Annotated in this window: 12 protein-coding genes; 8 read left to right on the top strand and 4 right to left on the bottom strand. The window is 69.9% G+C overall.

Annotated features, from left to right (window positions below):
• Positions 1–6: 6 nt before the first annotated feature.
• Positions 7–2,580, bottom strand: a complete 2,574-nt coding sequence (locus AC3FOF_RS43890) for a TonB-dependent receptor (RefSeq protein ID WP_488730240.1) — start codon at positions 2,578–2,580, stop codon at positions 7–9.
• Between the two features lie 153 nt (positions 2,581–2,733).
• Between AC3FOF_RS43890 and AC3FOF_RS43885 the strand changes: the two genes are divergently transcribed.
• The 8 genes from AC3FOF_RS43885 to AC3FOF_RS43850 all read left to right on the top strand — a co-directional run bounded on the left by AC3FOF_RS43885 (position 2,734) and on the right by AC3FOF_RS43850 (position 10,423).
• Positions 2,734–4,179 carry a histidine kinase gene (locus AC3FOF_RS43885; protein WP_488730239.1) on the top strand — a complete coding sequence of 482 codons (1,446 nt, stop codon included), beginning with the start codon at positions 2,734–2,736 and terminating at the stop codon, positions 4,177–4,179.
• Positions 4,180–4,191: 12 nt separating this feature from the next.
• Positions 4,192–4,830, top strand: a complete 639-nt coding sequence (locus AC3FOF_RS43880; RefSeq protein ID WP_017224552.1) for a response regulator — start codon at positions 4,192–4,194, stop codon at positions 4,828–4,830.
• Between the two features lie 285 nt (positions 4,831–5,115).
• Positions 5,116–6,135: an AAA family ATPase gene (locus AC3FOF_RS43875; protein WP_488730238.1), complete on the top strand. Its 1,020-nt coding sequence runs from the start codon at positions 5,116–5,118 to the stop codon at positions 6,133–6,135.
• A 14-nt stretch (positions 6,136–6,149) separates the two neighbouring features.
• A complete protein-coding gene (locus AC3FOF_RS43870) occupies positions 6,150–7,019 on the top strand; it encodes a DUF58 domain-containing protein (protein WP_488730237.1) in 870 nt (289 codons plus the stop codon).
• A complete protein-coding gene (locus AC3FOF_RS43865) occupies positions 7,016–7,963 on the top strand; it encodes a calcium incorporation protein MxaA (RefSeq protein ID WP_488730236.1) in 948 nt (315 codons plus the stop codon). Before AC3FOF_RS43870 ends, AC3FOF_RS43865 begins: the two co-directional genes overlap by 4 nt.
• On the top strand, positions 7,960–8,952 hold the full coding sequence (locus AC3FOF_RS43860; RefSeq protein ID WP_488730235.1) for a vWA domain-containing protein: 993 nt from the start codon (positions 7,960–7,962) through the stop codon (positions 8,950–8,952). The genes AC3FOF_RS43865 and AC3FOF_RS43860 overlap by 4 nt, the downstream gene beginning before the upstream one ends.
• Positions 8,949–9,491: an MxaK protein gene (locus tag AC3FOF_RS43855; protein ID WP_488730234.1), complete on the top strand. Its 543-nt coding sequence runs from the start codon at positions 8,949–8,951 to the stop codon at positions 9,489–9,491. Before AC3FOF_RS43860 ends, AC3FOF_RS43855 begins: the two co-directional genes overlap by 4 nt.
• A complete protein-coding gene (locus AC3FOF_RS43850; RefSeq protein ID WP_488730233.1) occupies positions 9,488–10,423 on the top strand; it encodes a VWA domain-containing protein in 936 nt (311 codons plus the stop codon). The genes AC3FOF_RS43855 and AC3FOF_RS43850 overlap by 4 nt, the downstream gene beginning before the upstream one ends.
• 261 nt (positions 10,424–10,684) lie before the next feature.
• Here AC3FOF_RS43850 and AC3FOF_RS43845 read toward each other — a convergent pair whose 3' ends face one another.
• From AC3FOF_RS43845 to pabB, 3 genes are read right to left on the bottom strand one after another with little or no spacing between them, the layout of a single operon-like run.
• Positions 10,685–11,194, bottom strand: coding sequence for a DUF1697 domain-containing protein (locus tag AC3FOF_RS43845; protein WP_488730232.1), 510 nt, complete (start codon positions 11,192–11,194; stop codon positions 10,685–10,687).
• Positions 11,195–11,203: 9 nt separating this feature from the next.
• On the bottom strand, positions 11,204–11,911 hold the full coding sequence (locus AC3FOF_RS43840) for an HAD family hydrolase (protein WP_488730231.1): 708 nt from the start codon (positions 11,909–11,911) through the stop codon (positions 11,204–11,206).
• Positions 11,892–13,226, bottom strand: a complete 1,335-nt coding sequence (gene pabB / locus AC3FOF_RS43835) for an aminodeoxychorismate synthase component I (RefSeq protein ID WP_488730230.1) — start codon at positions 13,224–13,226, stop codon at positions 11,892–11,894. Before pabB ends, AC3FOF_RS43840 begins: the two co-directional genes overlap by 20 nt.
• Positions 13,227–13,920: the final 694 nt, after the last annotated feature.

Below are 13,920 nucleotides of genomic sequence, written 5' to 3'. Positions count from 1 at the left end.
GCCTGCCTACATCCGGTACACCACCCCGACCCAGGCGCTGCGCGGCGCGCCGGGCGCGACGAACAGGGCGCTGGCATTGTCTTCCGGCGTCACGTGCGGGCGCAGCAGGTTGCCGTTGGGGAACAGGTCGTTGGAGATCTGGCCGTAGGTCTCGTAGCGCCGGTCGAACACATTGGCCACGCGCGCGTAGATCTCGAAGTGCTTGTTCACGCGGTAGGACGCCCGCAGGTTCACCGTCATATACCCCGGCGTGCTCCAGTCCGCGTACTTCGGCGCCTTGCCGGGCTGCGGGTCGGCGCGCAGCCCGTCTTCGTTGCCGCTGGTGACGCTGCTGGACACGCCCACCAGGTCGGCCCCCAGCGTCAGCCCGGCCAGCGCCCGCCAGTCCACGCCCAGCTTGATGGTGTGCCGCGGCACGCCCGCCATGCGCATGCCTGGCTTGACGTCGATGGTGCGCTCGCCCACCGCGAGCTGGCCGTTGGCCTGGTAGGTGGCCTGCAGGTAGCTGTAGCCCAGCCGCAGCGTGAAGTCGCCCAGGCGCTGCCGCGCGGACAGGTCGAAGCCCTGGTTGCGGGTGCGCTCGAAGTTGGCGAAGTAGCCTTGCTGGGTGTTGGGCGCGCGCAGGAACAGGATGTCGTCGTGGTTGTCGATGCGGTAGAGCGTGCCGGAGACCTCGGTGTCCTTCGACGGCCGCCAGCGCGCGCCGGCTTCATAGGAGTGCGAGACCACCTGCTTCAGGTAGGGGTCGGCCTGCAGGCCGGCGGGCAGGCGGCAGGGCTGGGCCGGATCGGCGCAGCCCAGCTCCAGCACCGTTGGCACCCGGTTGTTCTGGGCGTAGCCGCCGAACACCGAGACCCCGCCGCCGAGCTTCTGGGTGAGGCCCAGCGCGGGATTGAGCCGGCGGTAGGTGAAGCTCTCCCGCGGCTGCTCGGTGCCGTCGCTGTTGCGCAGCGTATTGCTGACGGTGACGTGATTCCATCTGGCCGAACCGGTCAGGAAGGTGGAGGGCGTGAGGGCCCAGGTGTCGGACAGGTAGGCGCCGATGGCGCGCGAGGTGCCGGTGACGCCGGAGAACAGTTCGACTGGCGCGTTGGGGTCGGCGAGGACGCCGCGGTCGCCGGTGAAGGTGGCGAGCTGCTCGTACTGCGAATAGGTCAGGCGGCTGCGGTCGAAGGTCAGGCCGGCGTTGAGCAGGTGGTGATCGGTTTCCTTGGCCGCGCTGAGCGCCATGCCGATGGATTGCTGCCACATATGGGTGGTGTTGAGCACCGCCGGGTCCAGCGCGGCGCCCTCGGCGCGGGTGAAGCCGCAGCGGGCCTTGCGCGGGCTGCCGTCGGCCTTGAAGCCATCCTCGCAGTCTTCCGAATAGGCATCGTAGTCGGGGTTGATATCGCCGTTGGTGGTATCGCGCCGGCTGGTGCGCACGTAGGCGAGCAGCGCGGCGCTGGTCTTGTCGTCGAACCAGTGGCGGCCGTTGAGGGCCACCTGGGTGACCTGGTTGCGGGTCTTGTCGGGGTAGGTGTACGCGGCGGCGGGGTTGCTCTCGTAGAGGCCGGGCAGCAGGGCGTTGCCGCTGGCGCGGTAGCTCGGCACCAGGCCGTTGCCGATCAGGGTGCTGCGCCCGTGCAGCAGGGAGAGGTCCCAGCTGTCGGTGTCGGTGGCATGGCCGGCCTTGAGGAAGAGGTTGCCGAGCCGGCCTTCGGCGTGATCGCGCCAGCCCTGCTCCTGGAACAGGGTGGCGGCGGCGAAGGCGTGCCAGCCGCTGTCGCTGCGCACGCCGCCGGACAGGTCGGCGCGCTTGCGGTTGCCGCTGCCGTAGGACAGGTCGGCGGTGAAGCCGGGGGAGGTGAGGCCGGAGCGGGTGGTCATGGCGAGGGCGCCGCCGAGGGTGTTGAGGCCGTAGGCGGGGTTGGCGCTGGAGACCAGCGAGACGCTTTCCAGGGCGGCTTCGGGAATCATGTCCCAGCTCACCACGTCGCCGAAGGGCTCGTTGACGCGGATGCCGTCCAGGTAGACCGACAGGCCCTGGGAAGCGCCGGGGATGGAGGAGGCGCGAAAGCCGCGGTAGGTGAGGTCGGTCTGGAAGGGGCTGCCCTGGATGTCGTTGACGTTGACGCCGGTGAGGTTGCGCGCGAGGTATTCGGCGAGGTTGCCGGAGCGCGGGCCGTTGAGTTCGTCGCCGCGCACGGTCTGCACGGTGTAGGGCACGAGATCGCGGTCCACGCCGATGCCGGGCAGCGGGGCGGCGGCCACCACCTGGACCTCCGGCAGCACGGCGCTGTCCCCGGATTGCGCAATCCGGTCCGGGGCCGGCGCGGGCGGATGGCCGGTGTTTCCCGAAGTGACAGTCTGTACCGGATACGGCAAGGTATCGCGTGGCGCGGTCGCCGCCATGGCCGCCGGCGTTCCAGGCACGGAACCCGCTGGGAGGGCGGGGGCGGATTGGGCCGATGCCGCGCCGGCCGCCAGCGGCAGGCACAGCCGGACCACGGCGCGTGCCAGCAGGGTGCGGCGCAACCCCGGCACTTTTTTCGGGGCGGGAAGGCAAGGGCGGTGTGGCGGCATCGGTGCCAGGGGCATGGCGGGTCTCCTCATCTTGTTATCGGGGGGGCTATCCGCTCCTGCTCAAGCACTTCCCATACCGCTGCGGCCGGGAAAAAATCCCGACCTGCCTTGCCGGCGGGGGCACCACGCCAGGCGTGGGATGACATGAAACCGGAGGAGGCGGGAGCCATGGAGATGTCGAGCCTGTTGATGCGCCGCGCGGCGTGGGTGATTCTGCCCGGCCTGTGCTGCGCCTTGCTGGCGGCGCTGTGGCAGGCGCAGGCCAACGTGCGGGACGAAGGCATCGGCGCGCTGCGCACCGCCGAGCTGGTCGCGCACCTGGCGGCGCTGCAGGGCAGCGGGCCGGCCGGCGACGCCGCAAGCCTGGACGCCTTGCGCCGGATCAACGCCTCGGGGGAGCTGCGTCACCTGCGACTGCTGCTCAAGGATGGCGAAGGCCGCGTGCTGGTGGCGCCGGCGGTGGAGGCGGCCGTGCCGGCGCTGCTCCTGGCCTGGCAGCGGGTCCAGGCCCGCTGGCAAGGCCCAGCCGCGGCGCCGGCCGCGCCGGCCCATACCTGGCGGATCGCGCGCGGCGACGGCAGGCACTGGCAGGCCAGCCTGATATGGAACCCGCGCAGCGAGCAGCGCGAAGCCCTCGGCGACATCGTCGGCGTGCTGGCGCTGCTGTGCCTGTTCAGCGCCGCGATGCTGGGGGGCATCTGGTGGGCGGTGCGGCGCGCGCTGGCGCCGTTGCGCGATATCCTGCATGCGATCGCGCGCTATGAGCGCAACGACTACGCGTACCGCCTGCCGGTCATGCCGACGCGCGAACTGGATGTGATAGCCCGGGCGCTGGACCACCTCGCCGGCGCGCTTGCCCACACCCAGGCGACGCGCCGCGCGCTCAGCCTCAGGGTGTTGACCCTGCAGGAGCAGGAGCGCGCGCGGCTGGCCCGGGAATTGCACGACGAATTCGGGCAGGTGTTGACCGCGATGCGTGCCGATACCGCCTACATGGTGCGCAAGACGGGCGCCGATCCGGCCTTGAACGCCGTGGCGCAGGACCTTGCCGGCCACTGCGAGCGTATCCACCTGGACGTGAAGGCGCTGTTGCGCGGGCTACGCCCGCACGGCCTGCTGCCTGGCAGCGGGCCGGTGCCGCTGGAGCGCATGCTGGACGAACTGGTGCAGGGCTGGCGCGGCCAGCCGGGAGGGCGCACTGTCTTCTCCCTGCGGCTCGCGCTGAACGGAGCCGTCTTGCCGGACGACCTGGCCGTGTCGCTGTACCGCATGACCCAGGAGGCGTTGACCAACGTCGTGCGCCACGCGCGGGCGAGCCGGGTAACGGTGTCGCTGCGGGCCGCGGGGGCCGGCGAGGTGCACTGGTCGGTGGAAGACGACGGCGTTGGCATCGCTGCCGCCGCGCCAGCCGCGCCCGGCCCGGCAACGCACCAGGGCCACGGGCTGGACGGCCTGCGTGAGCGCGTATGGGCGCACGGCGGCGAGATCGGCATCGGCGCGGCGGCGCCCGGCGCGGCCCGGCCGGGCCTGCGGCTCGCCGCGAGCTTCCGCCTGGCGGGCGATCGCGAGCCGGCGGTGCCGCGCCATCGTGCAGACCGGACGCAGGAGGCATGAGGGCATGGCGACATGGTGACGGAATGCATCCGGGTGGCGATCGCGGACGACCACGCCGTGGTGCGCACCGGCTACCGGCGCCTGCTGGAGCTGGAAGCGGGCATCGAGGTGGTGGCGGAGTTCGGCGATACCGACGTCGCCTATGGCTGGCTGACGCGGCACGAGGCCGACGTGCTGATCCTCGACCTGTCGATGCCGGGGCGCGGCGGGCTGGAAACCCTGCACAGGCTTGGCAGCCGCCTGCCAGGCCTGCGCGTGCTGGTGTTCAGCATGCACGATAGCCCCGCGCTGGTGGCGCAGGCGCTCAAGGCCGGCGCCTGCGGCTACCTGACCAAGAGCAGCCCGCCCGATACCCTGGTCGATGCCGTACGGCTGGTCATGCGGGGGGAGCGGCCGCTGTCGGACGACGTCAGGGACGCACTGGGCCAGATCGGCGGGCGGCGGGCCGAGGTGCCCCATCTTGGCCTGTCGCCACGGGAATTCGATGTGTTCCGCTTGCTGGCGCAGGGGCAGCAGGTGGATGAGATCGCCGGGCAGCTGTTCCTGAGCGTCAAGACGGTGGCCAACTACCAGACCATGCTGCGCAAGAAGATGGGGCTGGGGAATGCGCTGGAGATGCATCGCTATGCGCGGGAGCATGGCTTGATTTAGCGCCGGCGCCATGCGCGGCGCCGTACCGGCGCTGCAACACTCTGCTTCGCCTTGCAACAGAGTGCGCCGGTCCGTACTGGCCGGTACGGACCCGGGCTGGCGGTCGGTTCGTCCCGGAGCGCGCCAATTCCCCGGAGACCGCGTCCCGGCGCGTAGCCGGACGCGGCATGGCGCCGTCCTGGCATGTCTTGTGCAAATGATCCCTGGATTGACGGCCGGCAGCTACCGCGCTCCAGCCGCGGGCCGCGGCCATCGCCCCCATGCCGCACAGCATCAGAGGATCCGATGACACCAGACGAGAAGCTCCAGGACTGGCGCGACAGCGCCCGGCGCGTGGAGCGCGAGGTGGCCAAGGCGGTGATCGGCCAGCCGCAGACCATCCGCCTGATCAACGTCGCGCTGTTCGCGCGCGGCCACGTGCTGCTCGAGGGCGACGTCGGCGTGGGCAAGACCACGGTGCTGCGCGCCTTTGCCCGCGCCATCGGCGGCGATTTCGAGCGGGTGGAAGGCACCATCGACCTGATGCCGGGCGACCTGGTCTATCACAGCTATGTGGACGCGCAGAGCCGGCCGCGCATCGACCCCGGCCCGCTGCTGCGCCATGGCGAACGGCTGACCACGTTCTTCTTCAACGAGATCAACCGGGCCCGGCCGCAGGTCCAGTCGCTGCTGCTGCGGGCGATGGCCGAGCGCTCGGTGTCGGCCTTCAACCGCGAGTACCGTTTTGCGCATATGACGGTGTTCGCCGACCGCAACAAGGTCGAGAAAGAGGAGACCTTCGAGCTGGCCTCGGCCGCCCGCGACCGCTTCATGTTCGAGCTGAATATTGCCACGCCGGCCGACCCCGGCATCCGCCGCGCGCTCGTCTTCGACCCGGCCTTCCACGATACCGATGCCTTGCTGGCGCAGGTCGAGCCGGATGTCCTGCCCTGGGCGCAACTGAACGGCATCGCCGCGATCATCCAGCGCAGCATCCAGGCCAGCGAGGCCATCGAACGCTACGTACTGCAGTTGTGGGAAGCCAGCGAGGCGCCGCAGCGTTTCGGCATCCGCCTGGAGGGCGTCGACATGGAGCGCCTGATTCTCGCCGGCGCCAGCCCGCGCGGCATGAGCGCCCTGCTGCGGGCGGCGCGCGTGGTGGCATGGATGGCGGGCCGCACCCACCTGCTGCCGGAGGACATCCATGCGGTACTGCCGTCGGCGCTTGGCCATCGCGTGTTCTTCACGCCGGTCTATGAACTGCGCCGGGCGGAGCTGTCCGACGCGCTGGTGCGCAAGATCATGGGCACCATTGCCTCGCCCTGACAGGAGAGCGCGCCATGAGCGGCCTGCACGAATTCCACTACCGGCTGCCTGCCCGCGCGGGCGGCTTCCGGCCGGGCTCCCACCGGGGCACCAGCCTGGGCCCCGGGCAGGAATTCGCCGCGCACATGCGCCTGCTCGACAACCCGGACCCACGGCGGCTCGACCTGCGCGCCAGCGTGCGCAACCTGCGGCGGGAGTGGCTGGTGCGCGTGCACCGGCAGCGCACCAGCGTGCCGGTGCACGCCGTGGTCGATGTGTCCGCCTCCATGCGCTTCGGCGCGCGCGCAGACAAGCTGCAGGTGGCCGCGGACTTCCTCGAAGGGCTGGGACATAGCGCCTTCCGCGCCGGCGACCCGGTCGGCATGCTCGCGTTCGACGCGGTGGAACGCGCGGATCTGTTCGTGCCGGCGCGCCACAGCCGCGGCGCCGGCTATGCCATGTCCGCGATGCTGCGGGCCTCCGCGAGCGCAGGCGCCGCGGCACGCGCGGGCGGCGCCGAAGGGCTGGCGCAGGCGGCGCAGCGGCTGGCGGACCGTCGGGGACTGGTGTTCGTGGTCTCCGATTTCCACTGGGCGCTCGAGGCGCTGGACGGCATCCTCGACCTGCTGGCGCAGGCATACGTCGTGCCGATGATCGTCTGGGACCCGGCCGAAACCGAGCCGCCGCCAGGCAATACGCTGCTGGCCGTGCGCGATGCGGAGACCGGCCGCCAGCGCACGCTGTGGCTGCGCAAGACAGTGCGTGCCCAATGGCGCGACGCGGTGGCGCGGCGGCGGGCCCGGCTCGACGCCCTGTTCCTGGCGCGCGGGCTGCGGCCTTTCTACCTGCACGGGGCGTTCGAGGCCGAGGCATTGTCCCGCTATTTTATCGAGGCTGTGGCATGACGCAGCGCCGCCACCGCTTCCCTTGGCTTGCCCGGTTCGCCCGGCTTGCCGGAGCGGCCTGCCGGACAAGCATCGCGGTGGCGATGGCTTTCCCGGTTGCCCAGGCGCAGGCCGGCGCCGCCGCCACGGCCACCATGGCCACCGCGGCGGTCGATGCCATCGTGCAGCAGCCCCGCGCCTTCGGCTACGTGCTTGGCGACGTCATCACGCAGCGGATCCTGCTGCCTGCCGATGGCCGGACCGTCGATCCCGCCGCGCTGCCCCGCGCGCAGCGCATCAGCGCATGGCTGGAACGGCGGCCGCTCCAATGGGGGACCGATGCCGAGGGCCGCCGCTGGATGCACGTGACCTACCAGATCGTGAACGCGCCGCAAACACTGACCGCGATCGCGCTGCCGGCCTTGTCGCTGCCCATGACCACCGGCCCGGCCCTGAAGACAGGCGCGCACCTGATCAGCGTCGGACCATTGACGCCGCAGACGGCGCTCGGCAAGGGCGGGCTGCTCGAGATGCGCCCCGACCGGCCCGCGCCCGTATTGCCGACCGCGCCGGCCGCGCGGCGCATGGGCCTGTGGCTGGGCGCGCTGTCGGCCACCCTGGCCGCCTGGCTGGGCTGGTGGGGCTGGCGCAACCGGCGCGAATCCAGGCGCCTGCCTTTCGCGCGCGCATGGCGCCGCCTGCGCCGGCTCGATCCGGCCCAGGCCGAAGCCTGGCTATGCCTGCACCGGGCCCTGGACGAGACCGCCGGGACGGTCCTGCGCGCCGGCGCGCTCCCTGGCTTGCTGGCGCAGGCACCGCACCTGCAGCCGCTGCGCGCGCGGCTCGAGCAGTTCTACCTGCAGTCGGACCAGCGCTTCTTCTCGGGCATGCCCGCCGCCGAGCCCTTTCCATTGCGCGCGCTTTGCCGGGACCTGTATCTTGCGGAGAAGCGTGCCCGGCCATGACGCTGCCCTTCGATTTCGTCCATCCCTGGGTGCTGGCCTTGCTGCCGCTGGCCCTGCTGCCGCTGGCGCGCCGGCGCGGCGACGCGCTCCCGTTCCCCAGCGTGGCATGGCTGCCGCCGGACCGCATCGGCCGTGCCGCCGGCTTGCTGTGGCGCGGGCTTGCGGCGATCGCCATGGCCGGCATCATCGTCGGCCTGGCCAGCCCGGGGCGAGCGGAGACGCAGGTGGCGCGCACCGGGCATGGCGCGGAGATCCTGCTCCTGCTGGACCGCAGCGGCAGCATGAATTCCGTCATCGTCGCCAAAGGGGAGCAAGCCGCGCTGCGCACGCAGGGCGATACCAAGAGCGATGTCGCGCGCGAGCTGCTCACGCGCTTCGTCGAACAGCGCCCGGACGACCGCTTTGCCTTCATGATGTTCAGCACCGGCCCCTTGCGCGTGCTGCCGTTCACCGAACGCAAGCAGGCCATCCAGGCCGGCATCGCGGCAACCCGGATCGGGCGGGGGTTGATGAATACGGATATCGGCCGGGCGGTGCTGGCAGCCATCGCGGAATTCGATGGCCGTCCTTATTCCGGCAGCCGCATCATCCTGATGGTGTCGGACGGCGGCGCGCAGCTCGACCCCGGCACGCGCAGGCGCATCGAGGCCGGCCTGGCCCGCAACCGTATCGCGCTGTACTGGATCTACCTGCGCACCGGCACCAGCCCGAGCCTGCATGCCGATGCGCCGGACCACGGCGCGGCGCAGGAAATCGCGCTGCATCGCTTCTTCCAGACCCTGGCGACGCCTTATCGTGCCTACGAGGCCGAGGATGCCAACGCCATGGCGGCGGCCATTGCCGAAGTCGGCCGCCAGCAGAACCTGCCGCTGTCGTTCATGGAGCGCGTGCCGCGCAAGGATGGCAGCCCCTATGCCTTTGGCGCGGCGCTGGCTTGCTGCGCGTTGCTGCTCGGATACCGTTTCCTTCAACTGCGGAGCTGGACATGAGGCGGCGCACCATCCATCTGGCCTTTGCCGCCGCCGTGCTCGTGTCCGGCGCGCTTGCCGCCGGCGAGGCCCTGCAACTGCGCAAGGCGATGCGGATCAACCAGGCCGCGGCGTCGGCGGATGCGGACAGCGCCGCGAGCGGCGTTCGCGAGGCCAGGCTGGCCCAGGCCAACGCGCTGTCCCGGGCCGGCCGGCACGACGCCGCGCTCGCAGCCTACAACAGCCTGATCCAGCGCGACCGGCTCGATGCGGTCGGGCAAGCGGCGCTGTTCAACCTGGGCAATATGCTCCTGCGCCAGGGACGCGAGACCAGCACCCGCGACGCGTTCCAGGCACAGGCGCTGGTGGAACTGGCCAAAGCGCGCTATCGCGACCTGCTGCGTGCCAACCCCGGCGACTGGGATGCCCGCTACAACCTCGAGCGCGCGCTGTGGCTGGCCCCCGAAGTGCAGGACATGTTCGGCGCCGAAACCGACGATATGCCCAAGGAGCGGCTGCGCATCAAGGTGCCGGGCCTGCCGCCGGGAGACCTGCCGTGAAGATCCGCAGGCTGGCCAGCCGGGCCTTCGCGCGGGGAAACTGGCCGGTAACGGTGGCATCGCTGCTGCTGGCGGCCGCGGTCTGGATGCCGCCGCTGACGCTGCCGCGCGGCACCTTCCGCTACATGGTCGCCTTCGACGTTACGCAGAGCATGGATGCCGAGGACATGGGCAGCCCCGCGGCACCCGTGAGCCGCCTGGCATACGCGCGCGCCGCCATGCGCGAGGCGCTGCGGCACCTGCCCTGTGGCTCGGAAGTCGGGTGGGCCGTATTCGCCGACTACCGCGCGCTGCCCCTGCTCATGCCGCTGGAAGTCTGTGCCAACTACGATGCCCTGCTGTCCTCGCTGGACCGCATCGACAGCCGCATGGCCTGGGTCAACGCCAGCAGCATCACCAAAGGCCTGTACTGGACGCTGCGCATGGGCAAGAGCATGGGGGCCGGCACCAGCGTCATCTTCATCACCGATGGCCATGAGTCGCCACCGCTTCGCCCATCGGAGCACTCCATGCTGAACGTCACGCCGGGCGAGGTCGGCGGCTGGCTGGTCGGGGTAGGGGGCGATACGCCGGTGCCCATTCCCAGGTCCGATCCGGACGGCAATCGCATCGGGTACTGGCGCGCGGACGAGGTGGTGCAGCTGGATGCGGTATCCGGCGCGGCGGTGCCGGGGCAGAGCCGCGAACACCTGTCCGCCTTGCACGGCGAGCACCTGGCGTCGCTGGCCAGGCAAGCCGGACTGGGTTACCGCCGCCTTGGCGCACCCGGGGCGCTGACCGCCGCGCTGCTCGACGGCCGGCTCGCGCATCGCGAACCGGCCCGCACGGACCTGCGCTGGTTGCCGGCCTTGCTCGCCTTGTTGCTGCTGGCCTGGCACTTTGCGCCGGGGCTGGCGCTGCCTGGACGCAACCGGCGCGCCGGGCAGGGATAGTGCCAATGGCCGGCGCGGGCCGGGTTCGCCAAGCTCCCGGCGATCCCGACCGCGCCGGCCTGGCAATACTTGCGCCGCGAAGGTTTGCAAGGCAAACGTCTCGGCGTACTGAAGCACCATTTCGGCGGGCGGAACGACCTGGTTTCCGCTGTCATCGCAGAGGCGCTCGCGGTGCTGAAAGCGCAGGGCGCCACGCTCGTGGAGCCGGCATCCAGCGTACCGATGAAGCCATGGATGAAGATGACGGGCGGGACCGCCCGACTAGACCGCCGCCCATTCGGCAAGCTTCGCCACGGTGTTCATGTTGCGGGCGGTTCCGGCCTTGGCGGCCGGGATCTTCAGTTTCGAGCTCGCCATGCCGCTGCCGTAGTGCACGTAGATCTCGCGGAGCCCGAGCGCGATGTCTTCCTGCTGCCGGCCGCTCACACCCGCCAGGGTGTCGGCAGGCGGCGGCGCATCGAGGAAGATGGCAACCGTCCGGTTCGAGGCCGCCGACTTGAAAGGATTCCCGGCAAGCACCGCCGCCAGTTCGGCGCCGGTCCGTATCAGCACGCCTACCGGCTTGCCGGCGTATGTCTCCAGGCAACGCTCGAGCCGGGACTTTACGGAAGCTTCGGCGAGCTGGCTGTCGAAGACGACATTGCCGCTCGCGATATAGGTGCGCACGCTGGTGAAGCCAAGGGACTCGCACATCGTCCGCAATTCGGACATGGGAAGTTTGCCTGTGCCGCCAACATTCACGGCGCGCAAGAGTGCTACGTATCGGGTCATGGCGCGATCCTATCGCGGATCCCGCCGGCTTGGCGCATACCCTGCACCCGCCTGCTCGGCAACCGGCCAGCCCCGCTCCAGCGCGATGGCCCGCAGGCGGGGATCCGGCGCGACCGCGACAGGATGGCTGACATGCTCGAGCAGGGGCAGGTCGTTGACCGAATCGGAATAGAACAGCGTGCGTTCGAATTCCTCCCAACGCCGTCCGATCGCGGCCAGCCAGTCCTCCACCCGCCCCACCTTGCCCGCGCCGAAGCTCGGCACGCCGATCATCTCGCCGCTGAAGGGCGCCAGCGGACCGTCGCCGATGGTGGCGGCCTGCGAGGCTACCAGGTGCTCCACGCCGAAGCTGTCGGCAAAGCCGCGCGCGACGAAATCGTTGGTGGCGGTCACGATGCAGCACAGGTCGCCCGCGGTGCGATGCCGGGCCACCAGCTCGCGCGCCGGCGCCGGGATCCGCTCCGCGATGCTGGCGATAAAGGCGCTGCGCCAGGCTTCCAGGTCGCGGCGGTCGTAGCGTGCCAGGAAGGACATGCAGAAGCGCTGGAAGGCATGGATATCCAGCTTGCCGTCCATGTAATCCTGGGCGAAACGCTGGTTCTGCGGCGCGAACTCGGCTTCGTCCAGCACGCCGCGCTGCATCAGGTAGCGCAGCCAGGTGGAGCCGCTGTCGAAGGGAATCAGGGTGTGATCGAGGTCAAACAGGACGAGTTGCATGTGCAGCACGGGTAACGATGAGGTCGGGAATGGAGAAATCCCGCACATGATACGGCGTTCGCGCAGCATCGGGCGCCAGGCCGGTCAGGAAGCCGGCCTTCAGCGCGCATTCCTCGAACTCCGCCTCGGCCTCGCTATCGAGCACGATGCCGGCGCCGACCCCCATGCGGCCCGCCCGCACGCCGCCGCGGACGGGCCCCAGCACCAGCGTGCGGATGGCGACCGACAGGCAGAAGCTGCCGCAGGCGCGCCCGGAGCCGGGCGCGGGGGCGTCGGCCCAGCCTATCGCGCCGGTGTACAGGCCACGGGGACTGGTTTCCAGCGCGGCAATCAGCGCCATGGTGTGGTGCCTGGGCGCGCCGGTGATGGAACCGCAGGGAAACAGGGCACGCAACAGGGCCGGCATCGATACGGCCTGCGGCAGGATCGCCTCGACGGTGGAGGTCATCTGGAACACGCTGGCGTAGGGTTCGATCGAGAACAGCGCCGGCACCTTGACGGAGCCGATGCGCGCCACCCGGCCCAGGTCGTTGCGCAGCAGGTCGACGATCATCAGGTTCTCGGCGCGGTTCTTGGCGTCGGCCGCCAGCGCACGGGCAATCGCGCGGTCTTCGGCCGGGCTCGCACCGCGCCGCGCCGTGCCTTTCATCGGCCGCGCGGTCAGCCTGCCGTCTTCATGGCGCAGGAACAGCTCCGGAGAGCAGGACAGGATGAAAGGCTGCCGCGCATCGTGGGGCAGGGCGATCAGCGCGCCATAAGGCACCGGCTGGCGGGCACGCAGGCGGCGGTACAAGCCAACCGGCGAGCCCGATGCCGTGAAATCGATGCGGTAGGTGTAATTGACCTGATAGGTCTCGCCGGCGCGCAGCGCTTCGTGGATGCTGGCGATGGCGGCATGGAAGGCGGGGCGCTCCACGCTTGGCCGGAAAGCGCCGACAGCGGCGGGCGAGGGCGTTGCACCGTCCGCACGCGCCAGCCACGCATCCACCTGATCGCGCGAGAGCCGCGCCAGCTCGCGGAAAAGCAGAACGCGCAACGCCGGCTCCCGCGTCCCCGCCGCCGCAAGATGGCCAAGCCCCTGGAGCGCCACGCCCCACTCGTAATCGGCCAGCAGCACCGCGTGGGCGCCACCGCGCATGGCGGCGTCGGCTTCCTGCCACGCTTGCCCGAGCCCGGCCGGATCCGTGCAACGGATCTCGCGCAGGAAGCCGGTGTACAAGCGGCTGGTAGGCTGGCCAGGCGTAGCGGCCGCATCGTCGAGCAGGGCATAGCAATCAGCGCCGGCCCCCGGCGGTCCTACATGGGAGATTGTCATGACACAGTCCTTCTCATGGCCGGGAAAACGGCTTTCCCGGTTTCGATTCAGAAAGAGGAATCAGCCACTCCGATCCCGAAGCGACATGGGTGAGTCCAAGCCCCCCAACTCCGGCGCTAGCGCGCCGGTAACGCAGATGCGTGAATTACCGCGGGCCATTGCCATCAGGGGCACTACAATAAAACCGATGTCCTCCACATTGGCAAAGCCGGCAAGCCAAGGGGTCGCTTTATTTTTGGTGTTTTTCTTTAAGCGCGGGTAAAGAGAAATTCATGAATTTTAGTTTGCCTAGTCATAGGTTTTTTATGAGATCTGATTTATGTCTGCAGGGCCTAAAGGCGGAGTGGCGTCAGGCTCTTTGGCACATGGAGGTGTCACTTTTCTTTACTCGTAAAGAAAAGTAACCAAAAGAAAGCGACCCCTTGCAGGGGGGCTGGCTTGTCGGGCTTGGTGGCTTTGCGGATTCGTGGTGGGCGCGTCAGTTCTGCCTGACTGCTGGCGCTACCGGCGCGAATGGCATTGCCGCTGCAAATGGTACTGGTTTTATTGTCGCGCCCCTGATGGCGATGGGCCGTGGTGGCTCACGCATCTGCCGTTACCGGTTCGTATGGCCACTGCCTCCCGATCCTTGCTGGTTTCGTCGTGGGCGCGGTGGCCCCAGATTTGGGGTACTCGCCTCAAGCTGGAGCCACCG

It is taken from the genome of Cupriavidus sp. 96C5-1, assembly GCF_057798855.1.
Note: the sequence above shows the minus strand (reverse complement) of the source record. Positions and strands in the feature narration are given on the sequence as shown.